Source organism: Lysobacter sp. Root494 (genome assembly GCF_001427225.1).
GTDB lineage: Bacteria > Pseudomonadota > Gammaproteobacteria > Xanthomonadales > Xanthomonadaceae > Agrilutibacter.
Map to the genome: position 1 here is coordinate 61,206 of NZ_LMFH01000009.1, position 25,916 is coordinate 87,121.

Below are 25,916 nucleotides of genomic sequence, written 5' to 3' on the forward strand. Positions count from 1 at the left end.
GGCGGCAGCCCGCGCCAGAAGGGAAACCCGCAGTGACAAGCAACGACAATCGAATCCGGAAAGTGGTGGTCGTTGGCGGTGGCAGTGCCGGCTGGATGGCCGCGGCCGCATTGGCGACGTACCTCGGCAAGGGCACGTCGATCCGGCTGATCGAATCCGAGGAAATCGGCATCGTCGGCGTCGGTGAAGCCAGCATCCCCTTCATGCAGTACTTCAACACCAAGATGCTGGGCATCAAGGAAGCCGATTTCGTCACCCATACCCAAGGCACGTTCAAGCTGGGCATCCAGTTCAACGACTGGGGCCGCATCGGCGACAGTTACATCCACGGCTTCGGCACGATTTCGCAAGGCATCGGCCCGCTGCCGTTCCACCAGTTCTGGCTGAAGCTGTTCCTCGCCGGTCGAGCACCGGACATCGGCGCGTATTCGCTGCATACCGCGGCGGCGCCGCTGGGCAGGTTCATGGTGAGCCCGGCCAACGTGCCCGCGGACTCGCCGCTGGCCAACCTTGCGTACGCCTATCACTTCGACGCTTCGCTGTACGCCCGGTTCCTGCGCACGCTGTCGGAGAAGCGCGGCGTGACGCGCACCGAAGGCAAGATCGTCGACGTGATCCAGCGTGGCGAGGACGGCTTCATCGAAGCGGTCGTGATGGAAGGCGGCGAGCGTATCGAAGGCGAACTGTTCATCGACTGCTCCGGTTTCCGCGGCCTGCTGATCGAACAGACGCTCAAGACCGGCTACGTCGACTGGACGCAGTGGTTGCCCTGCGATCGCGCGATGGCGGTGCCGTGCGAAGTCGTCGGCCCGCCGACGCCGTACACGCGTTCGACGGCGCTCGCATCGGGCTGGCAATGGCGCATTCCGTTGCAGCATCGCGTCGGCAACGGCTACGTGTATTCGAGCAGGCACATCAGTGACGACGAAGCGGCCGCGACCCTGCTCGCGAATCTCGATGGCAAGGCATTGGCCGACCCGCGTCCACTGCGTTTCACCACCGGCCGCCGCAACAAGGTGTGGAACAGGAACGTCATCGCGATGGGCCTGGCCAGCGGCTTCATGGAACCGCTGGAATCCACCAGCCTCTATCTGGTGCAGTCGGCCCTCAACCGCCTGCTGGGCCTGTTCCCCGATCGCAACTTCGATCCGCTGCTGTCCGACCGCTTCAACCGCGAATGCACGGCGGAAGCGGAGCGGGCCCGCGACTTCCTGATCCTGCATTACAACGCTACCGAGCGCGACGACACGCCGTTCTGGGATCAATGCCGCACCATGGCGGTTCCCGACAGCCTGCGCGAAGCGATCGGGCTGTTCCGCCATGACGGGCGTTACTTCCGCGCCGACAGCGATCTGTTCGCCTTGCCCAGCTGGGTGCAGGTAATGCTGGGCCAGCGCATCGTGCCGCGCGGCTACCACCCCATCGTCGATGAGATGCCCGACGACCACCTGGTCGAATTCGTCGATCGCGCGCGTGCCATGGTTGCCAAGTGCGTCCAGGCCATGCCGATGCACCAGGACTTCATCGACCAGAACTGCAAGGCGCCGGCGCTGTAATCAGCGACGAAGCGGCCGCTCCCGGCAACGCTGTTGGCATCGCGACAGCACAGGACCAAGGGATACAGATGAACCAGCGCATCTCCATCATCGCCACGTTCCAGCTTCTCCGTCGCGTTCGTCCGTTGCGCGCGCTGGCAGGATTGGGTCTCGCCTTTGCCGCCACCGCAGCGCTTGCGACACCGCCGACGGAACAGGCGCTCGAGGGCGCGTGGCAGTTCCGTCTCGTTCCCGGCAACGCGCAGGCAAAAACGCATGCGGAAGCCACGACGTGGCGCAGCGCGACCGTGCCTGGCACGGTGCACACCGACCTGCTCGCCCACAGGCTGATTCCGAATCCGTACATCGGTGCGCCCGAAGCCGGGTTGCAGTGGATCGGCCTGGCGGACTGGGAATACCGCACCACCTTCGCGGTGCCGCGCGACACGCTCGACGACGCGCGCAGCGATCTCGTGTTCGAAGGGCTCGACACCCTCGCCGAGGTGTACCTCAACGGCGCGAAGGTGCTCGATGCGGACAACTTCTTCCGCACCTGGCGCGTGCCGGTGCAGGGCAAGCTGCGCGCGAGCGGCAACGAGCTGCGCGTGGTGTTCCATTCGCCGATCGCGACGCTGCTGCCGAAGGTGCGGGCGATGCCGCACAGGATCGCCGGTAATTATCCCTCGCCCTATGGCGACGAGCCGAAGGATGTGATGACCGCGAACTTCGTGCGCAAGCCCGGCTATCACTACGGCTGGGATTGGGGCCCGCGCTACGTCACCGCCGGCGTGTGGAAGCCGGTCAAGCTGCAGAGCTGGGACGCGCTGCGCATCGACGACCTGCAGTTGCGACAGGACAAGGTCACGCAGGCACAGGCCGACGTGAACGCGCGCATTGCGATCGATGCGGTGAAGCCAGGCAACTACGAGTTGCGGCTATGGCAGACCGATCCGGACGGCAAGCGCAGGCTCGCGACAAAACAGAAGATCGAACTCGCCGTCGGCGACAGCACGATCTCGATGCCGCTGCACATCGGCAAGCCGCAGCGCTGGTTTCCCGCCGGCTACGGTGCGCAGCCGCTGTACCGCTTCGAGGTGGAAGTGCTCGACGGCAAGGACGTGATCGCAAAGGCCTCCGATCGCACCGGCCTGCGCAGCGTCGAACTGCGCCGCGCGAAGGACGGCAAGGGCGAGGGCTTCACCTTCGTCGTCAACGGCATTCCGGTGTTCGCGAAGGGCGCCAATTCGATTCCGTTCGACATGTTCCAGCCGCGCGTCAGCGAAGCGCAGCTGCGCCGCGTGCTGAAGTCGGCGGTCGACGCGAACATGAACATGGTCCGCAGCTGGGGCGGCGGTTATTACGAAAGCGACACGTTCTTCGACATCGCCGACGAACTCGGCCTGATGGTGTGGCAGGACTTCATGTTCGGCGGCGGCATGCAGCCGGCGTACGACGATGCCTTCCGCGCCAATGTCGTGGCCGAGGCGCGCGACCAGGTACGCCGTCTTCGCGACCATCCCAGCCTCATCCTGTGGTGCGGCAACAACGAGGAAGAGATCGCGTGGAAGTACTGGGGCCACGGCAAGGACCTGAAGGCCGCCGATCCGGTGTTCGCGGAGAAGGTGTGGAACGGCTACGTGCAGCTGTTCGGCCGCGACCTGCGCCAGGTCGTCGCCGAAGAAGGCGGCGGCATCGCGTACTGGGCGAGTTCGCCCGGTAATGATCTCGCCGAGGTCGCCAACACGCCCGCAGCTGGCGACATGCATTACTGGGAAGTGTGGGGCAATCCCGCGCATCCGCCGGTCAAGTACCTGGAGATCACGCCACGCTTCATGTCCGAGTACGGACTGCAGGCCTGGCCGGTACAGCGCACGATCGACTACTTCGCGACGCGCGAAGAGCAGGGCATCGCGATGCCGGTGATCGAGGCGCACCAGAAGTTCCTTGCCGGCAAGGGCAACGAGCGCCTGATGAAATACGTCGACTACGAATTCGGCACGCCGGAGAACTTCGCCGACTTCGTCTATCTCAGTCAGGCCGCGCAGGCCGAAGGTATCGAACTGGCGGCGCTGCACCATCGCGCCAGCCGCCCGTACACGATGGGCTCGCTGTACTGGCAGCTCAACGACGTCTGGCCCGGCGCGTCGTGGTCGGGCATCGACTGGTTCGGTCGCTGGAAGGCGTTGCAGTTCCACGCGCGCCGCTTCTTCGCGCCGGTGACGGTGGCGGCGCTGCGCAACGCCGAAGGCAGGACGCAGGTCAGCCTGATCAACGACCGCACCACGGCGCGCTCGGGTGAATTGCGCCTGCGCGTGATGGACCTGGCCGGCAAGGTGCTGCGCGAGGAGCGCAAGCGAGTGACGCTCGCGCCGCTGTCTTCGACGACGGTCGCCGGTTACACCGATGCGGACCTGCTCGGCGGTGCCGACGCGGCTTCCACGGTCGCGGTGTTCGATCTCAGCGTCGAAGGCGAACCCGGGACGCGTGACATCGTGTGGTTCAAGCCGGCGAAGGAAATCACCTGGCGCACCCCGCAGCTGCGGACGGAACTGCGTCGCGACGGCGATGGCTATGCCCTCGGCCTCAGCACGCAGAACATCGCACGCGCCGTGTGGCTCGACTTCGGCGACGCCGACGCCGAGCTGTCCGACAACGCGCTCACGTTGGTGCCCGGCGAAACCGTCACGTTGCGCGTCGGTTCCAGGGTGGGCATCGACGAACTGCGCAGGAAGCTCGTGCTGAAGTCCGTGGCTGACGTGGTGCCCGCAACCACAAGGTGACATCCGCGCTACGGATGCCGGGCATGTGAACAGGTGCGGCAATCGCCGTGCCTTCGAGTAGCGGACCTTCAATTGCGTCCAGGCCGCGCGCATTCGGCAATCACCCGGACGGGTCATCGCGTCCACGCCGATCGGTGACCGCAACGCCACGTATCCGGCGTTGTGGTCTGTGATCACAGCGGAGCATCGCCATGCCAAGTCGCCTGACCCGTCGCCAGTTCCTGGCCGTGCCTGCCGCGCTGGGCGCCACCGCACTGCTGCCCGGCGGCCTGGTCACCGCGCTTGCGCAGGAAACGCCTCCGCTGCCAGACCTCTCCGACTGGAGCCGGGTGCGCGCGCAGTTCAGCCTCGACCCGGCGTGGATGCATTTCGCCAGCTTCTTCATCGCCAGCCACCCCGCGCCCGTGCGCGAGGCGATCGAAGCCTGGCGCCGGGCGATGGACCGCGATCCGTTCCGGGTTATCGAGCACGGCATGTTCGAAGACGACGCGCACAACATCCCGCTACAGGTGCGCACCACGATCGCGCGCTACCTCGGCGGGCAAGCCGAGGAAGTGGCGCTGACGCGCAGCACCACCGAAAGCCTCGCGCTCGTCTATCACGGCCTGCCGCTCAAGGATGGCGACGAGGTGCTCGCCACGACCCACGACCACTATTCGCACCACGAATCGATCCGCCTGGCGACGCGTCGTGCCGGTGCGTCGATGCGGCGCATACCGCTGTTCGAGGACGCGGCCGGCGCAACCGTCGACGCGTTGACCGGGCGCCTGCTGCAGGCGCTGAGGCCAGAAACGCGCGTGGTCGGATTGACCTGGGTGCATTCCAGTACGGGCATCCGCCTGCCGATCCGCGAGATGGCGCGTGCGTTGAAGGAACGCCGCCCGGATGTGCTGCTGGTCGTCGATGGTGTCCACGGAATCGGCGCCGCCGATGAAACCATCGCGACGATGGGCGCCGACTATTTCTGCGCTGGTTGCCACAAGTGGATGTTCGCGCCGCGTGGGACCGGTTTGATCTGGGCGAACGCGGAGAACTGGGCGCGTCTCACGCCGGTCGTGCCCAACTTCAGCGACATCGAGAGTTACAACGCATGGGCGGAAGGCCGCGAGCCGGCTTCACCGACCAATGCCGCGCGCATGATGCCGGGCGGCTTCCATGCCTTCGAGCATCAGTGGGCGATGGGCGCCGCGTTCGCCATGCACGAGAAAATGGGCCGCGCCCGTGTCGCCGCGCGTATCCGCGTCCTCAACGACCAGCTGAAGGCCGGGTTGGCCGGCAACCGGAAAGTACGCATCCACACGCCGGTGTCCGGCGATCTGTCCGCGGGATTGGTGGCCTTCGAAGTCGACGGCATGAAACCGGACGCCGTGGTCGCGCGCTTGCTCGAGCAACGCATCATTGCGAGCACGAGTCCGTATGCAGTGAGCTATGCGCGCCTCGCGCCGAGCCTGGTGAACACGCCGGAAGAAGTCGAACGCGCGGCGCGCGCGGTGAACGCGATCGCGACGTAACCGGAACGTTTGCAGCTCGGTTTGCGCCGACACGTGCGCGACGACAGGTAGCGGGACACGGGCGACCGCGGTGTGGCGCAGAGGAAGCGGCCTGCCGCCGGCCCCTTTCATGGAGTCGGGCTCGCCGCCACTTCCTGCGGGTCCAGGTGCAAGCCGGCGCCACACGAACGAAGCCCGGCATTCGCCGGGCTTCGTGTCTCCGGATCCAGCAGCGTGAGTTACAGGGCCGCCAGGGCGGCGTTGAACGTCGCGCTCGAACGCATCGCCTGCGACAGTTTCGCCATGTCCGGCTTGTAGTAACCGCCGATCTCGACCGGCTTGCCCTGCACGGCGATGAGCTCTTCGACGATCTTCGCTTCGTTGTCGGTCAATGCCTCCGCCAGCGGGGTGAACTTGGCCTTCAGCTCTGCATCCCTGTCCTGCGCGGCCAGTTCCTGCGCCCAGTACATCGCCAGATAGAAATGGCTGCCGCGATTGTCGATCGTGCCGAGCTTGCGGCCCGGCGACTTGTCGTTGTCGAGGAACCTGGCGTTGGCCGCGTCGAGCGTGTCGGCCAGCACCTTTGCTCGCGCGTTGCCGGTGGTGTCGGCGACGAATTCCAGCGAGGCCTGCAACGCGAGGAATTCGCCGAGCGAATCCCAGCGTAGGTAGTTCTCCTCGGTGAACTGCTGCACGTGCTTGGGCGCGGAACCGCCTGCGCCGGTTTCGAACAGGCCGCCGCCGGCCATCAGCGGCACGACCGACAGCATCTTCGCGCTGGTGCCCAGCTCCATGATCGGGAACAGGTCGGTGAGGTAGTCGCGCAGCACGTTGCCGGTGACGGAAATCGTGTCCTGGCCCTTGCGGATGCGCTCGACGGACAGCGTCATGGCTTCGACCGGCGAGAGGATCCGGATGTCGAGGCCGGACGTGTCGTGGTCCTTGAGGTAGTGCTCGACCTTGGCGATCACGTTGCGGTCGTGCGCGCGCTGCGGATCGAGCCAGAACACCGCCGGCGTGTTCGACAGGCGCGCACGGTTCACCGCGAGCTTCACCCAGTCCTGGAGCGGCGCGTCCTTGGTCTGGCACATGCGCCAGATGTCGCCGGCGGCGACCTTGTGTTCCATCAGCACGTTGCCCGCGTCGTCGCTCACGCGCACGACGCCGTCGGCGGCGATCTGGAAGGTCTTGTCGTGCGAGCCGTATTCCTCGGCCTTCTGCGCCATCAGGCCCACGTTGGGCACGCTGCCCATCGTCGCCGGATCGAACGCGCCGTTCGTTGTGCAATCATCGATCACCACCTGGTAGATACCGGCATAGCAGCGATCCGGAATCACTGCCTTGGTGTCCTGCAGCTTGCCTTCGGCGTTCCACATGCGGCCGCTGTCGCGGATCATCGCCGGCATCGAGGCATCGACGATCACGTCCGACGGCACGTGCAGGTTGGTGATGCCCTTGTCGGAATTCACCATTGCCACGCCCGGGCGCCGTGCGTACACCGCGGCGATGTCCGCTTCGATCTGCGCGCGCGTGTCGGCCGGCAACGACGGCAGGCGCGCGTACAGGTCGCCGATGCCGTTGTTGGCGTCGAAACCGACCTGCTCCAGCGCGGCGGCGTGCTTCTTCAGCACGTCGGCATAGAAGCGGTTCACCACGACGCCGAACATGATCGGGTCGGAGACCTTCATCATCGTCGCCTTCAGGTGCAGCGAGAACAACACGCCCTGCGCCTTCGCATCATCGATTTGCGCATCGACGAATTCGCCGAGCGCGCGCGTGTCCATCACCGACGCATCGACGATTTCGCCGGCCTTCACCTTCAGGCCGGTCTTCAATGCCTGGCTGCGGCCGTCGTTGCCGATCAGTTCGATCTTCAGCGCGGTCGGCTGCGCGATCACCGCGGACTGTTCGCTGCCGTAGAAATCGCCGGCCGCCATGTGCGCGACGTGCGACTTCGAATCGGCGCTCCACGCGCCCATCTTGTGCGGGTGCTTGCGTGCGTAGTTCTTCACCGACAGCGGCGCGCGGCGATCGGAGTTGCCTTCGCGGAGCACGGGGTTCACCGCGCTGCCCTTGGTGCGGTCGTAGCGTGCCTTGATCTCGGCGTCGCGTTCGCCGCGCGGATCTTCCGGGTAATCCGGCAGCGCATAGCCCTGCGCCTGCAGTTCACGGATCGCGGCCTGCAGCTGCGGCATCGAGGCGCTGATGTTGGGCAGCTTGATGATGTTGGCGGAGGGCTGCGTGGCGAGCTGGCCGAGTTCGGCGAGGTCGTCGGCGACCTTCTGGTCGTCGCGAAGGAAGTCGGGGAACTGCGCCAGGATGCGGCCCGCCAGCGAGATGTCGCGCGTTTCCACCGCGATGCCCGCAGGCGCCGTGTAGGCCTCGACGATCGGCAGCAGCGACGCGGTGGCCAGGAACGGCGCCTCGTCGGTGAGGGTGTAGAGGATCTTCGGGGCGCCCCCCATGGGGACTTCCTTCGGGGCGCTGTTCGCAGGGGTGTCGGACATGAGGCGGCGGCTCTTCGTTATGAACAGGAAGCGGCGCTTCGGCCGCACACCCGGCGGCGAAACCGGCGGGTACAGAACGCCATTGTCGCCGTTCAGGCAGGCTGCGGCAAAAAGGCCAGATCGGTGAAGCGGCAGTACGGCGAATGCGTGAACACGCGAGGTCAATGCGTGTTCATCCACGAGCCTTAAAACTCGCGAAACGACATGGCGAAGAAACTTCACAAAAGCAGAACAAATGCCTTGCCCCGAGCGCGCAACCGCGTTGTACTGCGTGCGTGGCGCAGGGTGGGCGCCGCGGTTCCGGTGATGTCATGTTGAAACGCCTGCTGATCTCCAAAAGCGCGCTGTTGAGGTGCGCAACTGTCTCCCTTCTGCTGCTCGCCGCCGCGTGCCAGTCGAAAACGCCTGAACAGGCGCCAGTGACGCTCGGCGAAGACGTCAGCAGCGAAGGGCCGTCGAAACCGGTTTCGACCGCCGCGCCGCCCATCATCCAGATGGCGCCGTCCGATTACCTCAAGACCACCTACTGGCCGACCGCCGAACTCGACAACGGCGTCGCGCGCATCAGCTGCGACTACGACTATGCGCGGCTCGGCGACGGCGAGAAGCTGGAATCGCTGACCTTCTTCGAAGTGGTCGACGCACTGACCCCGTGCCAGCCGCACGGCGTGGTGCGACTGCGCTACGAAGGCAAGATCGGCCCCGGCTTCACCGCGCTGATGCAGCGCGTGTCGGCGATCGCCGATCGCATGGAAATCCCGGTGCGCATCCTCGACATCAGTTCGTCGGGTGGCCACGTCGAGGAAGCCATCCAGGCCGGCGACAGCATGGCCGAGCAGCGCTGGGCGGTGTGGGTGCGCGAGGACTCGTACTGCCACAGTTCGTGCGTGCTGATCCTCGCGGGCGGCGACACGCGCTCGATCGCGGGCAAGGTCGGCATCCATCGCCTGTTCCGCGACCAGTCGAAGGCGACGTCCCGGGCCGAACTCAGCGCCGAACTGCGCGACGTGAGCGGTCAGGTGCGTGATTACCTGGTGCGCAACGGTGCGGATGCGCGCATCGCCGACCTGATGATGACCGTGGCGAATCGCCGCCTGCGCATCCTCAGCGACGACGAGCTGCGTGAGTTTGGTCTCTCCGGCAGCAACGCGGTGCAGGACGACCTCGACCGCATCCGCACGACTCGCCGCTGCGGCGAGGACTTTGCCCGCCGTCGCGATGCCTGGCTGCGTGCGTTCGAGAACGAATGCCTCGCGCCCGGCAAGGCGTTCGAGGTGCTCGATGAATGCGGGCGCGCGCTGGAACCGCGCTTCGGCTTTCCCGATGCGAAGTGCCCGGGCGACAACCCGACCGCCGACCGGCGCGGCCTGCCGACCGGTAGTGCGAAGGTGTTCGGCGTGCTCAAGCCGAGCGGCGACAGTGACAAGCCGGTGGTCGTGACGCCCTGATCAGCTTGCGCAGGCGGCCTTGGCTGCCGCCCGCTTTCACCCGTTGCGCACTGTCGCGAATGCAAGGTGCGCGCCATGCCTGCGCCCGCCTGCGAACCCGTACCCGTGCGGTTCTGGGGAACATCGTTTCCCCGTGAACACTTGCTTGAGGTCTACAAGAGCGAATCGGCGTTCATCGATGGCCTGGTCGAGTTCGCCAGCGAAGGACTGGCGGCGGGCGAGGCCTTCGTCATGCTCGCCACGGCGGAGCATCGCGATGCCGTAGCGAGCGCGCTGCGCGAACGCGGCCATGATCTCGACGCGGATGCGTTCATCGCCCTGGACGCGGAGGCCACGCTTGCGCGCTTCATGGTCGATGGCGAGCCCGACGCGCAACGTTTCGAAGCCGTGATCGGCGCCGTGCTCGCGCGCGCATCGGCCGGCGGACGACCGGTCCGCGCCTTCGGCGAGATGGTCGCGCTTCTCTGGATGGAAGGCCGCCGCGAGGCGACGTTGCAGGTCGAGCAGTTGTGGAACCTGCTGCTCCGGCGCCATCCATTGAGCCTGTTTTGCGCCTACCCGCGCCAGGATTGCACGCGCGAGATCACCGAGGACTTTGCCCACGTATGCGCGGCGCATTCGCAGCTGGCGTTTACGTAGGACGGCCCGTGCCGCGAGGAATGATTGCCTGGTCGCGCCCAGGGGCGCTCCTACAACGACCTAATGCGAACGGCGCCGTCGCTGTCACGGTGAGTCCTGCCGCTGCACAGGGCCGTGGCGCATTGGAAACGGCGCTGTCTCGCATCGCAGCTGGCATTACGTAGGAGCGGCCCATGGCCGCGACGGATGATCGCCGGGTCGCGCCCGTGGGCGCTCCTGCGATGGCATCAGGCGCCGTGGCACTTCTTGTATTTCTTGCCGCTGCCGCAGGGACACGGTGCATTGCGATCGGGCGTGGCTTCCTTGCGGATCGGCTCGCGCGGCGTGAGTGCGTCGATGCGGTGGTGGTGCAGGTCGGCGAGCATGCCGGGGAGCGACGCGATGATTTCCAGGCGCTCACGGTAGCCGACCGGGGTGCCCGGCGCTTCCGGGTCTTCGCCGATCACTTCACCGCTGGCGAGCTGGTCCAGGCGCGCGAAGATCTCGTCGATCCAGTCGTGTTCGTCGAGCCACTGCTCCCACGCGGCTTCGCGCAGCTCGACGCCGCGGAAGAACCCGAACGCCCAGTCGCGGCCGACGTCGAGTTCGTCCGGATGCTCGGCCTCGGCTTCCTCGGGCAGCCACAGCAGCGGCGCGAGGTGCTCGGGCAACTCGTCGTCGTCGAAGCGCACGCGCTGGCTGGCCATGTTCCAGTGGCCCTGCAGCAGCGCTTCGACTTCCTCGCGCTCGGTTTCGTCGGCCCAGCGCGGCGGCTTGCCCCACACCGGCGGCTGCCATTCGCTGGCGGGCACGTCTTCGGGCGACACGGCGAGTGCAGAGAGATAGCCGTCCAGCGCCTCGAGGTTGAAGCCCTTGAACGGCACGGCGCGCTGATCGAGGAGGTCGGAGAGGCGTTCGATCTGCGGGTCGTCGAGGTAGCTGGGAGCTTTCATGGCGTCGGGAGCGGGGTGGGGTGACAAGGGTAGTCGTTCGCGCGCGACGCGGGGCGGACGGGGATTGTTGGCGGGATGCGCGCGGCCGGGGCCGGCTGTCGCGCAGCGCACTACGATCGGGCGATGGTGTGATGGCGAGGATCCTTCCATGCATGTGGCAAGCGCACTATTTCCCATCACCTTCTTGCTGGGGAGTACCGGCATGACCACGCAGGCAGCGAAGCCACCGGCCCTGATGCGCTGTGCCGGACCGGAACATCGGCAGTTCGATTTCTGGATCGGCGAGTGGGAGGTGTTTGGCGGACCACAGGGCGACCGCCTGCTGGGCAGCAACCGGATCGAACGAAGCGGGAACGGCTGTTGGCTGGTCGAGCATTGGCGCGGCGCCAGTGGCAACCACGGCACCAGCACCAATGCCTGGGACGCGCAGTACCGCGTCTGGCGGCAGTTCTGGGTCGGCGGCGACGGAGTGGTACTGCGACTTGAAGGCGGCCTGCAAGGCAAGGCGATGGTGATGACGGGCGAGCTGCCAAAAAACGATGGTGGCATCCAGCGCCAGCGCATCAGCTGGACGCCGCGTGACGACGGCAGCCTGATCCAGCAATGGGAAACCTCGGACGACGATGGGACCACATGGGCCACCAGCTTCCGTGGTACCTACCGGAGAACGACCTCCGCGGCGGACTGAGCCATCGCCGATTCCGCGACAATGCGGCGATGAGCAGAAACGAGGTCATCGCATGTCCATGCCAGTCGGGCCGCCCCTACGCCGCGTGCTGCGCGCCGCTGCATCGCGGCGACGCAATCGCGGAAACTGCCGAGGCATTGATGCGTTCGCGCTACAGCGCCTACGTGCGAGGCGATGCCGATTACCTCCGCAGAACCTGGCACCCCTCGACGCGCCCGGCGGCACTCGATCCCGGCGATGCGGGCGCAACGCGCTGGCTCGGGCTCGATGTGCGTCGCCACGAACAGCACGACGCGGATCACGCCACGGTGGAATTCATCGCCCGCTACAAGGTCGGTGGTGCTTCTGCAGTGCGCCTGCATGAAGTGAGCCGTTTCGTGCGCGAAGACGGACGCTGGTTCTACATCGATGGTAAGTTTCCATCGCGCTGACGCATTCGGGATGCGCAACGCGCAACGCATGCGCTGCGTGCACGATCCTTCGACCTTCGACCTTCGACCTTCGACCTTCGACCTTCGACCTTCGACCTTCGACCTTCGACGTGCGCACAGCGCACTGCGGCGTCTTCGCCGGTTTGCGGACAAAAAAAGGCGCGGCTTGCGGCCGCGCCGGGCTTGCCCAACCCCGCCTTGCGGCGGGGCGGAGAGAGGCAGAAAGGCGTTACTTGACCTCGAACTCGCGCGTCTGCACGACGTTGCCGTCGAGCGAGACTTCGACCTTGTACTTGCCGGTCGGCCAGCCGTCGGGCTTGGCGATGTGGAATTCGGTGTTGCCGGTGCCGGTCGCGTTGATGTCGCGGGTCTCCTCGTTGACGGTCTGGTTGCTGTCGACGTGGGTCCACTTCACGCCCAGCTTGGCGGGCACGCTGGCGGCGGGGTCGCTGGTGCTGGTGCCGATCGAGGCATAGATCGTGTCGTTCTTGGCGAACGTGGTGGCGGGCGTGGCGACCTTCATGTCGGCGCCGACGGCATTGCCGAGGTCGACGCTGGTGACCTGGGCGGTGGCGGCCGGGGCCGGGGTGGCCGGTGCAGGCGTGGTGGCCGGCGGCGGCGTGGTCGCGACCGGAGCGGCTTCTTCCTTCTTCTTGCAGCCGACGATGGCGACGGTGCCGAGCAATGCGACCAGCAGGGCAGACGGGATGCGATTGCGATTCATGCGTGCGTTCCTTTGTGCGAAGTCAAACGGAATACGGGCGATCACTCTTCTGCGGCCGGCAGCTTGAGCACCTGGCCGGGGAAGATCTTGTCGGGATCATCGATCTGGTCGCGATTGGCTTCGAAGATCGCGTGCCACTTGCTCGCCTTGCCGTAATGCTCCTTGGCGATGTGCGACAGCGTGTCGCCCTTCGCCACGGTATAGGTGCTTCCACCGGCACCGCCGGTGCCGCCACTGCCGCCGGTGATCTCCTCGGTGGAAGATGCCCCGGACTGCACGTTGGAAAAATCGGGCTTGCCCTGCTCGGTGCTGCTCGAGCCGCTCTGCACGTTCGAAAAATCAGGCTTCTTCTCGTTGCTCATGTGAGGGGTCTCCTCCCCGGCGTCTTGTCGACGCCCCAACGGTCGCACGTGCCCTGTTAAGGAAATATTGCGGACACACGCAAAACTGAATCCCGGACCTACTGTCGCGCGTCGCGCCCCGCTACCGGCCGTCCGGTCCCGGGCGTGGCGCGCCAGGGGTTGATATCGAGCCCGCCGCGGCGGGTGTAGCGCGCCTCCACCGACAGCGACTGCGGCCGCGCGCGCGCAACCAGGTCGGTGAAGATGCGTTCGACGCACTGCTCGTGGAATTCGGCGTGGTCGCGGAAGGACACGAGGTAGCGCAGCAGCGCGGCGCGATCCAGGCGCGGGCCGCGATAGGCGATCGTGACCCGTGCCCAGTCGGGCTGGCCGGTAACCGGGCAGTTGGACTTGAGTACCGAACTGGTGAGCGTCTCTTCCACCACTTGCGTTGTATCGGCGCGCAACAGGGCCGCGTCGGGCGGGCCGTAACAATCGATCGTGGTGGTTTCCTCGTCGATGGACGCGGCGTTGCCGGTGTCATCGATTGGCGGCAGGCCGGAACGCACCTGCACCCGCGCCCCGGCCGCGCGCGACAGGTCTTCGGCGATGCGTTCGCGCACGCTCTCGTCGCTGTCGAAGCGGGTGGCGTTGAAGGAGTTGAGGTAGAGCTTGAGCGACTTGGATTCGACCAGGAACGGCGAATCAGCCGGCACCTCGAACGTCGCCGTGGCGACGCGCGGGCGGCCGTGGCGATCGAGCCAGCTCAGTTCGTAGGCGTGCCAGCGGTCCATGCCGATAAAGGGCAGGCCGGCGGGCGCGCCGTCGTCGATGCCGATATGGCCGCGGCCCAGCGCGCGCGGGATCGGGAAGAGCAGGGACGCGTCGTATTCGCGCGGATAGTCGACGTGGCGGCCGAGGGGCAGGTCTTGCGTGGTCATGCGGTCATTGTATTGGCGGGCGTTCCGCGCTGCCGCCATCCGCCGTCATTTCCGCTGCGCCGGCATGACGGGAAAAGCGGTGCGCAGGAATCGGATATCGCGACGCGCGCGGCCCGCGAACACTGCGAACTCCGCACACCGCCCGATTCCCGCCCATGCTCACCTTCTACGATTACCTCCCCTCGCAGAACGCCTGGAAAGTGCGCCAGCTGCTCGCCCACCTGCAGTTGCCGCATCGCACGCGCCTGGTCGGCATCTTCGAAGGCGAAGGCCGCAGCGATGCCTATCGCGCGATCAGTCCCACCGGCACCGTGCCCGCGATCGAATTCGACGGCGGCCGCGGGCTCGCCGAATCCAACGCGATCCTGATGCATCTCGCACAGGGCACGCCGTACCTGCCCAAGGATCCGTTCGAACGCGCGAAGACGTGGCAGTGGCTGTGCTTCGAGCAGGAGCGCATCGAAAGCCAGATCGGTGCACTGCGCCACTGGACGCTCACCGGCAAGCTCGCGCGACGGCCGCAGGTGCTGGTCGAACTCAAGCGCAATGCCGGCCGCAACGCACTGGAGATCCTCGAACGCGAATTCGCCGCGCGCGAATTCATCGCAGGCGAGCGTTACGGCATCGCCGACATCGCGCTGTTCGCCTACGGCAGCCGTGCGGAGGAAGCCGGCTTCGACCTGCAGCCGTATCCGCACCTGCGTGGCTGGATCGCGCGCGTGCAGGCGCAACCGGGCTTCGGCGCGCCGATGCATCCGTATTCGATCGATCCGTATTCAGTGCGGGAACTGGGCTGAGTTGTCTGGGCGTTTCCCGATTCGTCCGCAGTGACGCGTCGTACCGCAGCAAACAAAAATCGCGATGCGCGCGGCGACGCGACGACTGGGCCAGACGCAGCCCTGTCGGCTGCGAGGCCGGCCGCGCGTCTGATCCAGTGATTCCCGCATCGGAACCCCGGTCCGGATGGTTCCCTGCGGCCGGCCCGTTGGCGCGGTAGGCAATCAGTCACGGCAACGCTCCGGAGCGAAAACGCATCCGAATCAGGGAGTTCCGCCGGCTGCGCCTCCTTTTCGAAGGGCCATTCCAGACAGGTCTTCAGTGGGGTGACTTCCGGCACAGGTGAATTATCGGTGTGGTGTTGTAGTCTACCAACACACCGAGTCACAACCGCTCCAGCCAGCCCCCCACGCCCCCGAGGAAACCGCCATGAACGTCCGCACCTTCGAAGCCCGCCGCAACGACGCCGCCAAGTCCGCTCCCGCCTCCCAGCCTGCCCCGGTCCGCCATCTGCATCGCGAACGCGATTTCGGCGTCGGTTACGGCAACAGCAGCGGCTATGCCAGCAACCGTCGTTATTCCAGCAACGCCTTCCAGCCGCTGTTCCGCTGCGCGTAACGCGCACGCCACTCCGGTGGCTGTCGTCCCCCGCAGCCCCGAGGAGATCGTCATGAACGCCCGTTTTGTCGAAACCAGCGCTTCCTTCCGTCCCGACCACCAGCCGCCCGTCGCCATCGTGATCACCGCGCCATCCGGCGCGAACACCGGCCTGCAGGCACCGATGCGCCACGTGCACCGCCAGCGCGACTTCGGCATCGGTTATGGAAACAGCAGCGGCTATGGCCGCGATCGCAGCTACACCAGCAACGGCTTCGCCCCGCTGTTCCGTTGCGCCTGAGATCCCGTCGTCATCGCCTCGCCCCGCGCGATGACGCCTGAAAGTCCCCTTCCCCGTGGGTGCGGCCCCGGCCGGCGCGCAGGCCTCATCTCCCTGCGCGCTGGCCGGTGATGCTTTGGTCGAAGCCGGTTTCGGTCGCATCGCCGCCGCGTGTATCGTCGGGCGCATGAACGAATCTTCCGCCCCCAGGCGCGCGCTGTTCCGCAGCGGCGTCAGTCTCGCCGACCTCAACGCGATGTCGAAGAACACGGCGATGGAGCCGCTCGGCATCGAATTCACCGAACTCGGCCCCGACTACCTGCGCGGCACCATGCCGGTCGATGCGCGCACGCACCAGCCATACGGCCTGCTGCATGGCGGCGCCTCGGTGCTGCTGGCCGAAACGCTGGGCAGTTCCGCCGGTGGCCTGTGCGCGCCGGAAGGCAAGGGCGTGGTCGGCATCGAGATCAACGCCAACCATCTTCGCGGCGTGCGCGAAGGCATCGTCACCGGTACTGCGCGGCCGCTGCATGTCGGCGGCAGCACGCAGGTGTGGGAGATCCGCATCGAGGACGAGGCTGGCCGCCTGGTCTGCATCTCGCGGCTGACCTTGGCGGTGGTAAGCCGGCCGGCCTGAAGCGGCGCGTTGCGCGCGAGTTCGACCTCGGCATCATGCGGGCAGCGCGCTACGCAAAAACGAAAACATCGTCTCCCGTACGGCGGCGCCAGCGAGTATCGTTCCGCCCCATGACCGCGCCGTCCCCCACCATCGGCGCCAACGCGCCAGGGGCGCGTCTGGCGCGCGCCTTTCGCTACGTCTATCGCGTGCCAATGCTGCTCTGGCATCTGCTGGTCGACCTCCCGCTGACCATATTGCTGACGACGCCGCTCACGGCAAGGCTGCGCTGGGGCGACGAATCGCTCGAATACCGCGCCATCCGCGCGTGGTCGGCCGGCCTGATGCATGTGTTCGGCTTCCGCCTGCGCCGCGTCGGCACGCCGTTGCCCGGCGCGGCCCTGTTCGTCGCCAACCACGTCAGCTGGATCGACATCGAGACGCTGCACAGCCAGCGCATGATGGGCTTCGTCGCCAAGCGCGAAATCCAGAGCTGGCCGGTGGTCGGCTGGCTCGCGCAGCGCGGCGAAACCATCTTCCATGCCCGCGGCAGCACCGAATCGCTGGGCGGCGTGCTGCATGAAATGCTCTCGCGCCTGCGCAACGGACGCAGCGTCGGTGTCTTCCCGGAAGGCGGCACGCGCGGCGGCCGCGAGATCGGCCCGTTCCATGCACGGATCTTCCTCGCCGCCGTCGAGGCTGGCGTGCCGGTGCAACCGGTCGCGCTGCGCTATGGCGAAGGTGGGAGCGCGCAGCACATCGTCGCGTTCCAGCCGCGCGAAAGCTTCTTCGCCAACTTCGTCCGCCTGCTCGGCGAACCGGCGCGCGTGGCCGAAGTGCATTTCCTCGAACCGATCAGCCCCGGTGAAACCGATGGCCGGCGCCGCCTTGCTGAACTGGCCCGCAGCCGCATCATCGACGCGATGACGGCCGCCTGACGGCGGCGCACGGATGCGCCTTTCCACGCATGTTTTCACGCGTTCCAGCCGGGGCGCGGTAGCACGCTGTGGACGGCGGCATCGAACAGGGTGTCGATCGCGGAATCGGAAGCCCGTTCGAGTGCCCGCTCGAATCGCACGGACTATCGTCAGCTGATGCTCACCGCCGCCGATTACCAACCGCCGCGCTGGCTGCGCAACGCCCACGTGCAATCGCTGCTGGGCACGAGCGCGCTGCGGCGGCGGCGCGGCGAACGCGTTTTGCGTGAGTGCGGCGCCGTGACGACCGCTCACGTGATCGACGGCGGCGACGGCGTCCGCCTGCAGGGCCTCTACAGCATCGTGCCGGGCGTGCCCACGCGCGGGCTTGCCCTGTTGCTGCATGGCTGGGAAGGCAGCGCCGAATCCAGCTACATGCGGCTGACCGCGGCGCAACTGCTGCGCCGCGGCTTCGAGGTGTTCCGCCTCAACTTCCGCGACCATGGCGACACCCACCACCTCAACGAAGGCATCTTCCACTCCAACCGCATCGACGAAGTGGTGTATGCCGCCTGCGATGTCGCGCGGCGCTTTCCGCGCCGGCCGCTGGTCATCGGCGGCTATTCACTCGGCGGCAACTTCGCCCTGCGGCTGGCATTGCGCGCACCCACCGCCGGCCTGGAGATCACCCATGTCGCGGCGGTGTGCCCGGTGCTCGACCCGGCGCGGACGATGGAGTCCATGGAGCAGGGCCTGCCGCTGTACATGTGGTATTTCGAGCGCAAGTGGCGCGGCTCGCTGGCGCGCAAGCGCGAGCTGTTCCCGCAGGTGCACGCGTTCGACAATTCCGTGCTGAGCCTGCGCATGCGCCCCCTGACCCAATGGCTGGTCGAGCGCCATACCGAGTTCGGCACGCTGGACCGCTATTTCGATGGCTATTCGATCGCCGGCAGCCGCCTCGTCGGGCTGCAGGTGCCGGCGAGCGTGCTGATGGCGGCCGACGATCCGGTGATTCCGGTCGAAGGCTTCCATCAGCTGCGCCTGCCGGCGCACGCGCAGGTGGAAATCGCACCGTGGGGCGGCCATTGCGGCTTTATCGAGAACGCGCGGCTGGAAGGCTTCGCGGAGCGCTGGGTGGCGGAGCGGCTGGCCGCCGCGTTGCCGGTCACCGAAACCATCCCGGAACCCGCCTGAGCGCCCGTACCGGACCCGCGCCGGGGCCGCCACGCGGCTTACAATCGCCGGCTCTGCAATTTCCCTGAAGCAAGCCCATGTATGAGTCCCTGATCGACGCGCTGCGCCGTGGCGCCGCCGCCGAAGCGCTGCCCGCCGCCTACGATGCCGTCGCCGCCAATCCGCAGGACGCGATCGCCCGTCGCTTGCTGGCCAATGCCCTGCAGCTCAACGGCGATCGGGAAGCAGCACTGGCCACGCTGGACGAAGCGCTCGAGCTGACGCCCGACGACGCCAGCCTGCACGTCGAACGCGCCGCGCTGCTGCTCAAGGGCCGCCAGCTGGACGAGGCCGAAACGGCGCTCGCCAAGGCGGTCGGGCTCGACCCCAACCAGTTCCTTGCCTATGTCATGCAGGGCCAGCTCGCGCTGGGTCGTGGCGACATTGCCGAAGCCGAACGCATCGCCAGGACCGCCGCGCGCATCGCACCATCGCATCCGCAGGTCGCCGCGATCGAAGGCATGGTCGCGCTGCGCCGCGGTGATGCCGATCACGCGCTGTCGATCCTCTCGCAGGCCGCGCAGGGCGCGCCGGAGGATCCGACGGTGCGCAATGCGCTGGGCTTCGCCTACCTCGCGAAGGGCCACTTCGCCTTCGCCGAACAGGCCTTCCGCAAGCAACTGGAGCAGCAGCCGGATTCGTTCGCGCTGCGCGCGCTCATCGCCGATCTCGTGCGCCGCCAGGGGCGCGCTGCCGAAGCCGCCGATGAAGCCGCACCCTTGCTGGAACGCGAGAATGCCTCGCCGGGACTGCACCGCGTGGTCGGCGAACTCGAAGTGGAAGCCGGTCGTCCCGAACGCGCGGTCGCGCCGCTCAAGGCCGCGTTCGCCGCGATGCCGAACGACCTGCGCACGCTGCAGGTGCTGGTGGAAGCCTGGCGACGCAGCGGCGGTGTCGACGACGCGCGCGCCACGCTCGACGCGGCGATTGCCGCGACACCCGGGAACGACAACCTGTGGCGCGCGCGCCTGGTGTTCGAGCCGTTCGCCGAAGCCGGCGCGCTCGCCGTCGTCGAGCGCTGGCTCGACGCCCGGCCGGACCATATCCCTCCGCTGCAGGCCCGTGTCGCCATCCATGACCGCGCTGGCGAACGCGACGAGGCCGATGCCATCGCGTATCAGATCGCCGCCATCGAGCCGGGTCAGGCGCAGGCCGAACTGCGCATCGTCGATCGTCTCCTGCGCGACGATCCGCCGGCTGCGGTCAAGCGCGTGAAGGACCTGCTGGCCAAGAGCGATTCGGACGAGGCGCGTCCATTGCTGCGCCAGTTGCTGGGACGTTGCCAGGATATTGCGGGCGAGACGGCCGAAGCCGCGTCCACCTGGGCCGCGCTGCAGGCGGATCTTTCGCAACAGCGGATGCCACTGCCGCCGTTGACGAGCGTTTCCGGAGAATTGCCGCCGCTGGCCCCGTTGCCCGAGGCCGCGCCCGGTGTGCTTTGGCTGTGGGGCCCGCCGGGCTCCCAGGTCGACCGCATCGCCCTGACCCTGAATTTCGCCGGAGCGCCGCTCCTCGCCGACCGCTACGGACCGCAGCCACCCGTTGATGCGCTGCAACGCTTCGGCACGGCGCAGGAGCTGCTGGATGGGCGCCTGGAAGGCGGCTTGCTGGTCAGCCAATGGCGCGCCGCGTTGCCGGGCCGCGGCATCACCGGCACCCAGGTCTTCGATTGGCTGTTGTGGTGGGACAACGCACTGCTGCACGCGTTGCGCCCGCATCTGCCGGAAGCGGTGCTGATGATCGCGATCCGCGATCCACGCGACATGCTGCTGGAATGGCTGGCTTACGACACGCCACAACGCTTCGGACTCGAGTCGATCGAAAAGGGCGCGCAGTGGCTGGCGCAGGTGCTCAGCCAGATCGCGGATCTGCACGAGGGCGATCTCTTTCCCCACCGCCTGCTCAAGCTCGACGACATCGGCCATGATCCGGTTGCGCTGGCGAGTGCCATCGGCGACGCGCTCGAGACCAGGCTGCCACCGCTGCCTGCGCTCGCGCCGGCGAACATGGCGCCGGGCCATTGGCGCGCTTACGCAGGACCGCTCGCCGACGCCTTCGCCATGCTGACGCCCGTCGCGGTACGTTTGGGCTATCCCGAAACCTGAGTGCGGCGCGCCGCTGCGTCGCCGGTGGCGATCCGTCGGGGGATCGCCGCCGTCTTCAAGGACCACAAGGAGCGCAGACCATGAAGATCCACAGCGACAGCTTCGCCCACCGCGCACGCATTCCCGCCGGATTCGCCGCGGGCCAGCCCACGAGCGACGGTTACGGCTTCGCGCCGAACCGCAATCCGCATCTCGCCTGGGGCGAGGTGCCCGAAGGCACGCAGTCGTTCGCGCTGCTCTGCATCGATCCGGATGTGCCCACCAACGCCAGCCCGGCGCAGATTCCGGTGGAACAGCCGCGCGCCGATTTCACCCACTGGGCAATGGTCGACATTCCCGCGAACGTGCGCGAGATCGCCGCGGGCAGCTGCAGCGATGGCGTGCAGCCGCATGGCAAGTCCGATCCAAAGGGTCCGCCCGGGAGCCGTCAGGGCCTCAACGATTACACCGGCTGGTTCGCCGGCGACGCCGGCATGCGCGGCGATTGGCGCGGCTACGACGGCCCGTTCCCGCCGCCGCACGACCTGCGCCTGCACCGTTACTTCTTCCGCCTGTTCGCGCTCGATGTCGCCAGGCTCGACGTGCCGGACCGCTTCACCGCCGGCGACGTACTGCAGGCGATGCAGGGACACGTGCTGGCGGAAGCGTCGATCTACGGGACGTATTCGCTCAATCCTGCTGTGAAGGACTGAAGTCGTAGCGCACGCTGCGCATCACGATCTGTCGGGTGATGCAGGAAACACGTGCTCGCGGAAGCGGTTTGCGCAGCGTATTCCTCGTCTTCCGCATGAGGCGCAGGGGACCGCGGCCAGGTACGCACGGCCATGCCGCGGACCTTGCTTCACTGCCCCGCAGGCACCAGCAACAGCAACGCCAGCCCCAGCACCACGCGATAAGCGGCGAACACCGTGAAGCGATGGTGCTGGATGTAGTGCAGCAGCCACTTCACCGAGATGAAGGCGGTGATCGCCGAGGCCACGAACGCGATCGCCAGCGCGCCCCATTGCTCGTGCGCGGCTTCGCCGTTGCCGATGACGTCGATCAGTTCATATGCGGTCGCGGCGAACATCGTCGGGATGCCGACGAGAAACGCGAACTCGGTTGCCGCCGCGCGGCTGGTGGTGCCGGCGAGCAGGGCGACGAAGATCGTCGCGGCCGAGCGCGAAGTGCCCGGGAACACGCCGGCGACGACCTGCGCGAGACCCACCAGCAGCGCGACCGTCCAGGTGATCTGCGAGCGTTCGCCCAGCACCGCCGCGCGCCTGCCGGCGAAGTACTCCGCCACCACCATCCACGCCGCACCGATCACCAGCGCCCACGCGATCGGCGCGACGGTTTCCGGCAGCTGGAAGCCCAGCTTCTTGACCGCCACGCCCAGCACGGCGGTCACGCCGAACGCCGCCGCCAGCTTCCACGCGTAGTCACGGCTTTCGCGATCGGCGAGGAACTGCGTCGCCAGCTGCCACAGGCGCTGGCGGTAAATCAGCACGACGGCGAGGATCGCGCCGGCCTGGATGGCGATGTTGAACAGGTCGCTGCGATGGCCCAGCCAGCGCTCGGCGATCAGCAGGTGGCCCGTGCTGGAGATCGGCAGGAACTCGGTGATGCCTTCGATGATGCCGAGCAGCAGGGCGGCGAAAAGATCGAACATGAAAGAACGGACCAGTGGAGCCGGCGGCGGCCGGCGAAACGGCGCGCAGCATAGCCTAGCGGGCGTGTGCACCAGTTCGGCGCAATGGTTCGCGCGCTGCACCAATATGGTTCAAGCCGGCTTGGCTTACGCGGGAGTTTCCTGTGAAATCAATCACCTGAAGGTTGGCACGCGCCTTGCGAACCCTAGCGCAGCTTTCCTGATTCCCCTTCCCCGGAGCTCGTGATGTCCCTCGAAAACGTCGAAAAACTCATCAAGGACCACAAGGTCGAATTCGTCGACCTCCGCTTCGCCGACATGCGCGGCGTGCAGCACCACGTGACCTTCCCGAAGTCGATCATCGAGCCCGCTCTGTTCGAGGACGGCAAGATGTTCGACGGCTCGTCGATCTCCGGCTGGAAGGGCATCAACGAGTCGGACATGGTGTTGCTGCCCGACGCGGGCACCGCGTTCCTGGATCCGTTCACCGCCGATCCGACCCTGGTGCTGACCTGCGACATCCTCGATCCGGCCACCATGCAGGCCTACTCGCGCGACCCGCGCGGCGTCGCCAAGCGCGCCGAGGCCTACCTCAAGTCCACCGGCATCGCCGACCAGGCCTTCTTCGGCCCGGAGCCGGAATTCTTCATCTTCGACAGCGTCCGTTTCGCCAATGACATGGGCCACACCTTCTTCCACATCGATTCGGAAGAAGCGCACTGGAACTCGGGCCGCGAATACGACGGCGGCAATACCGGGTACCGGCCGATGGTTAAGGGCGGCTACTTCCCGGTCGCGCCGCTCGACTCGCTGCACGACCTCCGCGCCGAGATGTGCAAGACGCTGGAACAGGTCGGCATCGAAGTGGAAGTGCACCACCATGAAGTCGCCAACGCCGGCCAGTGCGAAATCGGCACCAAGTTCAGCTCGCTGGTGCAGAAGGCCGACGAACTGCTGACGATGAAGTACATCATCAAGAACGTCGCCCACCGCAACGGCAAGACCGCGACCTTCATGCCCAAGCCCATCGTCGGCGACAACGGCAGCGGCATGCACGTGCACCAGTCGCTCGCCAAGGGCGGCGCCAACCTGTTCTCCGGCGACGGCTACGGCGGCCTGTCGCAGATGGCGCTGTGGTACATCGGCGGCATCTTCAAGCACGCGCGCGCGATCAATGCGTTCGCCAACTCGACGACGAATTCGTACAAGCGCCTGGTGCCGGGCTTCGAGGCGCCGGTGATGCTGGCGTACTCGGCGCGCAACCGTTCGGCTTCGTGCCGCATTCCGTATGTGGCCAATCCGAAGGCGCGCCGCATCGAGATCCGTTTCCCCGATCCGATGAACACCGGTTACCTGATCTTCTCCGCGCTGATGATGGCGGGCCTGGACGGCATCAAGAACCAGATCGACCCCGGTGCTCCTTCCGACAAGGATCTCTACGACCTGCCGCCGGAAGAAGAGAAGAACATCCCGACCGTGTGCCATTCGCTGGACCAGGCGCTCGAAGCTCTCGACAAGGACCGCGAATTCCTCAAGGCCGGTGGCGTGTTCACCGACGACTTCATCGACAGCTACATCGCGCTGAAGATGCAGGAAGTCACGCGCTTCCGCGCGGCGACGCACCCGCTCGAGTACCAGATGTACTACACGATCTAAGCGTCTTGCTTCAAAGCCCCTCTCCCGCCGGGAGAGGGGCAACAGCAACAAGAACAGCAACACCACATCGCCGCGCGGCCAGCCCTGCGCAGCGCATGCAACGTCCGGACGACGCGGCCGTCCCCGCGCACCCGAACGCTTCGCCTCGCCGACATAGCGAGCGCTTCATCTCCGCCTCGCGGCTAGTCCCTGCGAGCGCATCCCGGGTCTCCGCGGCATTCCCTGCGGCTACCAGTGACGCCAGCCGTCGCCTTCGCATGCATTCCTCTCCGATTGAAACGCCGCAACGACGGCGTGGACACGCGTGTCCGCAATCCACGGGAGCCTGCGAACGCAATGCCGGCAACGCCGCACGCCTGCGAACGCAACAACGACATCCGAAGCACCTGACCGGGGAGGGCCAACCGCATGAGAGGCCTGTGTCATGACGCATCGCATTAACGCCGTTGTTTCATCCATTGCCCTTGCGGCCCTGTTCGTCCTCGCACCCGCGGGCGACGCGCAAGCCGGCATTGGTGGCTCCGTCGCGCTCACCAGCGACTACGTGTTCCGTGGCGTCTCGCAGAACAACCAGGAACCTGCACTGCAAGCGGGGCTCGAATACGCCGCCGACAGCGGCTTCTATGTCGGCTCGTGGGGCAGCAACGTCAGCTGGCTGTCGGATCTCACCGCGTTCGGCATTCCCGTTTCCAACAGCCTCGAACTCGACGTCTACGGTGGTTATCGCGGCAAGTTCAGCGACAAGGTCGCCTACGACGTGGGCGCGCTGTACTACTGGTATCCAGGCGATTACCCCAGCGGATTCAACAGTCCGGACACCGGCGAAATCTATGCCGGCGTGACCTTCGGGCCCTTCGCCAGCACCACGTTCTCGGTGAAGTACTCGTACTCGCTCACCGACCTGTTCGGCTACGCCGACTCGGACGGCAGCGGTTACCTCGACGGCAACGCCAACTGGGAATTCGTCCCGGGCTGGACGCTCAACGTCCACGGCGGCAAGCAGTGGGTCGAAAACAACGAGATCGCCGAGTACGCCGACTGGAAAGTAGGCGTGACGAAAGGCTTCGCCAACGGCTTCTCCGCCGCGCTCGCCTATTCCGACACCGACGCCGACGAGCCGTTCTACACCAACGCCTACGGCAACTTCGTGGGCGAGGACACGGTGCTGCTCACCGTCACCAAAACCTTCTGACGCACCGCACGACGCAACGCGGATTCACGTAATCCGTTTCATGAAACCCATGGGAGCCGATCGATGAAACTGATCACCGCGATCATCCGCCCGTTCAAGCTCGACGAGGTGCGCGAAGCGCTCACCGAAGTCGGCGTGTCGGGCATCACTGTCACCGAGGTCAAGGGCTTCGGCCGGCAGAAGGGCCACACCGAGCTGTACCGCGGCGCCGAGTATGTCGTCGATTTCCTGCCCAAGCTCAAGGTCGAGTGCGCGGTCACGGAGGAAACGCTGGAAGCCGCGATGGAAGCGCTCGCCAACGCCGCGCGCACCGGCAAGGTCGGCGACGGAAAGATCTTCGTCCAGGCCCTCGAACGCACGGTGCGCATCCGCACCGGCGAACTCGACGACGACGCCCTCTGACACGCAACTGCGAGATTCGATATGAACATGAAAACGATCGAAGCCCGCGTGAGCG

General features: G+C 66.6%; 24 protein-coding genes. 18 read left to right on the top strand and 6 right to left on the bottom strand.

The features are described 5' to 3' along the window. The first annotated feature begins 32 nt into the window (after positions 1-32). The 3 genes from ASD14_RS14740 to ASD14_RS14750 all read left to right on the top strand — a co-directional run bounded on the left by ASD14_RS14740 (position 33) and on the right by ASD14_RS14750 (position 5,826). Positions 33-1,556 (top strand): tryptophan halogenase family protein, encoded by a 1,524-nt coding sequence (locus ASD14_RS14740; protein ID WP_255355040.1) that lies wholly within the window; start codon positions 33-35, stop codon positions 1,554-1,556. 68 nt (positions 1,557-1,624) lie between these two features. After that, positions 1,625-4,315, top strand: a complete 2,691-nt coding sequence (locus ASD14_RS14745) for a glycoside hydrolase family 2 protein (protein WP_056135584.1) — start codon at positions 1,625-1,627, stop codon at positions 4,313-4,315. Between the two features lie 191 nt (positions 4,316-4,506). Next, positions 4,507-5,826, top strand: a complete 1,320-nt coding sequence (locus tag ASD14_RS14750) for an aminotransferase class V-fold PLP-dependent enzyme (RefSeq protein WP_056135587.1) — start codon at positions 4,507-4,509, stop codon at positions 5,824-5,826. 218 nt (positions 5,827-6,044) lie between these two features. On the opposite strand, the gene ASD14_RS14755 is transcribed toward ASD14_RS14750, so the two are convergent. Continuing rightward, positions 6,045-8,270 (bottom strand): NADP-dependent isocitrate dehydrogenase, encoded by a 2,226-nt coding sequence (locus ASD14_RS14755; protein WP_056135880.1) that lies wholly within the window; start codon positions 8,268-8,270, stop codon positions 6,045-6,047. Between the two features lie 353 nt (positions 8,271-8,623). Here ASD14_RS14755 and ASD14_RS14760 point away from each other — a divergent pair, with 353 nt between their 5' ends. After that, positions 8,624-9,760 (top strand): hypothetical protein, encoded by a 1,137-nt coding sequence (locus tag ASD14_RS14760; protein ID WP_082539021.1) that lies wholly within the window; start codon positions 8,624-8,626, stop codon positions 9,758-9,760. Positions 9,761-9,835: 75 nt separating this feature from the next. Further along, positions 9,836-10,399, top strand: a complete 564-nt coding sequence (locus tag ASD14_RS14765; RefSeq protein WP_157475452.1) for an MEDS domain-containing protein — start codon at positions 9,836-9,838, stop codon at positions 10,397-10,399. A 227-nt stretch (positions 10,400-10,626) separates the two neighbouring features. Here the strand turns inward: ASD14_RS14765 and ASD14_RS14770 are convergent, their stop codons facing one another. Beyond that, positions 10,627-11,331 (bottom strand): UPF0149 family protein, encoded by a 705-nt coding sequence (locus tag ASD14_RS14770; protein ID WP_056135596.1) that lies wholly within the window; start codon positions 11,329-11,331, stop codon positions 10,627-10,629. 202 nt (positions 11,332-11,533) lie between these two features. Here ASD14_RS14770 and ASD14_RS14775 point away from each other — a divergent pair, with 202 nt between their 5' ends. Together ASD14_RS14775 and ASD14_RS14780 are read left to right on the top strand one after the other, a co-directional pair. Next, positions 11,534-12,019, top strand: a complete 486-nt coding sequence (locus ASD14_RS14775; protein WP_056135598.1) for a hypothetical protein — start codon at positions 11,534-11,536, stop codon at positions 12,017-12,019. A gap of 29 nt (positions 12,020-12,048) precedes the next feature. After that, a complete protein-coding gene (locus tag ASD14_RS14780) occupies positions 12,049-12,450 on the top strand; it encodes a YchJ family metal-binding protein (protein ID WP_056135601.1) in 402 nt (133 codons plus the stop codon). A 229-nt stretch (positions 12,451-12,679) separates the two neighbouring features. On the opposite strand, the gene ASD14_RS14785 is transcribed toward ASD14_RS14780, so the two are convergent. The 3 genes from ASD14_RS14785 to queF form a co-directional block, all read right to left on the bottom strand. Next, on the bottom strand, positions 12,680-13,174 hold the full coding sequence (locus ASD14_RS14785; RefSeq protein WP_056135604.1) for a hypothetical protein: 495 nt from the start codon (positions 13,172-13,174) through the stop codon (positions 12,680-12,682). Between the two features lie 41 nt (positions 13,175-13,215). Then, positions 13,216-13,536, bottom strand: coding sequence for a LysM peptidoglycan-binding domain-containing protein (locus ASD14_RS14790; RefSeq protein WP_056135607.1), 321 nt, complete (start codon positions 13,534-13,536; stop codon positions 13,216-13,218). A 98-nt stretch (positions 13,537-13,634) separates the two neighbouring features. Then, on the bottom strand, positions 13,635-14,456 hold the full coding sequence (queF, locus tag ASD14_RS14795) for an NADPH-dependent 7-cyano-7-deazaguanine reductase QueF (RefSeq protein ID WP_056135883.1): 822 nt from the start codon (positions 14,454-14,456) through the stop codon (positions 13,635-13,637). A gap of 155 nt (positions 14,457-14,611) precedes the next feature. Between queF and ASD14_RS14800 the strand changes: the two genes are divergently transcribed. The 8 genes from ASD14_RS14800 to ASD14_RS14835 all read left to right on the top strand — a co-directional run bounded on the left by ASD14_RS14800 (position 14,612) and on the right by ASD14_RS14835 (position 21,673). Continuing rightward, entirely contained in the window at positions 14,612-15,253 is a 642-nt protein-coding gene (locus ASD14_RS14800) for a glutathione S-transferase family protein (protein WP_056135610.1), read from the top strand. A 409-nt stretch (positions 15,254-15,662) separates the two neighbouring features. Continuing rightward, positions 15,663-15,851, top strand: coding sequence for a hypothetical protein (locus ASD14_RS14805; protein ID WP_056135612.1), 189 nt, complete (start codon positions 15,663-15,665; stop codon positions 15,849-15,851). A gap of 52 nt (positions 15,852-15,903) precedes the next feature. After that, the gene (locus ASD14_RS14810) at positions 15,904-16,131 is read left to right on the top strand and encodes a hypothetical protein (protein ID WP_056135614.1); all 228 of its coding nucleotides are present in this window, start codon (positions 15,904-15,906) and stop codon (positions 16,129-16,131) included. Positions 16,132-16,297: 166 nt separating this feature from the next. After that, the gene (locus ASD14_RS14815; protein ID WP_056135886.1) at positions 16,298-16,747 is read left to right on the top strand and encodes a hotdog fold thioesterase; all 450 of its coding nucleotides are present in this window, start codon (positions 16,298-16,300) and stop codon (positions 16,745-16,747) included. 110 nt (positions 16,748-16,857) lie between these two features. Next, positions 16,858-17,664, top strand: a complete 807-nt coding sequence (locus ASD14_RS14820; RefSeq protein ID WP_056135617.1) for a lysophospholipid acyltransferase family protein — start codon at positions 16,858-16,860, stop codon at positions 17,662-17,664. Between the two features lie 156 nt (positions 17,665-17,820). Next, a complete protein-coding gene (locus ASD14_RS14825; protein ID WP_056135889.1) occupies positions 17,821-18,837 on the top strand; it encodes an alpha/beta fold hydrolase in 1,017 nt (338 codons plus the stop codon). 77 nt (positions 18,838-18,914) lie between these two features. Next, positions 18,915-20,981, top strand: coding sequence for a tetratricopeptide repeat protein (locus tag ASD14_RS14830; protein WP_056135620.1), 2,067 nt, complete (start codon positions 18,915-18,917; stop codon positions 20,979-20,981). 80 nt (positions 20,982-21,061) lie between these two features. Then, positions 21,062-21,673 carry a YbhB/YbcL family Raf kinase inhibitor-like protein gene (locus tag ASD14_RS14835; protein ID WP_056135623.1) on the top strand — a complete coding sequence of 204 codons (612 nt, stop codon included), beginning with the start codon at positions 21,062-21,064 and terminating at the stop codon, positions 21,671-21,673. A gap of 149 nt (positions 21,674-21,822) precedes the next feature. Here the strand turns inward: ASD14_RS14835 and ASD14_RS14840 are convergent, their stop codons facing one another. Beyond that, positions 21,823-22,632 carry an undecaprenyl-diphosphate phosphatase gene (locus ASD14_RS14840; RefSeq protein WP_056135627.1) on the bottom strand — a complete coding sequence of 270 codons (810 nt, stop codon included), beginning with the start codon at positions 22,630-22,632 and terminating at the stop codon, positions 21,823-21,825. A gap of 225 nt (positions 22,633-22,857) precedes the next feature. Between ASD14_RS14840 and glnA the strand changes: the two genes are divergently transcribed. From glnA to ASD14_RS14855, 3 genes are all read left to right on the top strand, one after another. Then, the gene (gene glnA, locus ASD14_RS14845; protein WP_056135630.1) at positions 22,858-24,267 is read left to right on the top strand and encodes a type I glutamate--ammonia ligase; all 1,410 of its coding nucleotides are present in this window, start codon (positions 22,858-22,860) and stop codon (positions 24,265-24,267) included. A gap of 424 nt (positions 24,268-24,691) precedes the next feature. After that, complete coding sequence (locus ASD14_RS14850; RefSeq protein WP_056135633.1) at positions 24,692-25,459, top strand: TorF family putative porin; 768 nt, start codon at positions 24,692-24,694, stop codon at positions 25,457-25,459. 63 nt (positions 25,460-25,522) lie between these two features. Then, the gene (locus tag ASD14_RS14855) at positions 25,523-25,861 is read left to right on the top strand and encodes a P-II family nitrogen regulator (protein WP_056135635.1); all 339 of its coding nucleotides are present in this window, start codon (positions 25,523-25,525) and stop codon (positions 25,859-25,861) included. Positions 25,862-25,916: the final 55 nt, after the last annotated feature.